The following is a 504-nucleotide window of genomic DNA, read 5'->3' on the forward strand; positions in this document are numbered from 1 at the left end:
CCGGGCGTACGACGTGAAGCCGGTCATCAAGGCCCTGCTCGACGGCGAGTCCGTGGAGCTGCACGCGCGCTGGGCGCCCAACATCGTCACCACACTGGGCCGCTTCGCCGGCCGCACGGTCGGCGTGATCGCCAACAACCCGCTACGCCTGGGCGGCTGCCTCGACTCGGCCAGCGCCGAGAAGGCGGCCCGCTTCGTGCGGATGTGCGACGCGCTGGGCGTGCCGCTGATCGTCCTCGTAGACGTCCCCGGCTACCTGCCCGGCCTCGGCCAGGAGTGGGACGGCGTCGTACGGCGCGGCGCGAAACTGCTGCACGCGTTCGCCGAGGCGGTGGTGCCCCGGGTGACGCTGGTGACGCGCAAGGCCTACGGCGGCGCGTACATCGCGATGAACTCCCGCTCCCTCGGCGCGACCGCCGTCTTCGCCTGGCCCAACGCGGAGCTCGCGGTCATGGGCGCCTCGGCGGCCGTCAACATCCTCCACCGCAAGAAGCTCGCCGCCGC

General features: G+C 72.8%; 1 protein-coding gene. It reads left to right on the forward strand.

Features of this window, described 5'->3' with window-relative positions; genetic code table 11:
- Positions 1-504, forward strand: a 504-nt coding sequence (locus AC5L36_RS45400; RefSeq protein ID WP_441225336.1) for a carboxyl transferase domain-containing protein, incomplete at both ends; no start/stop codon positions are given.

Source organism: Phytohabitans sp. LZ39 (genome assembly GCF_059359075.1).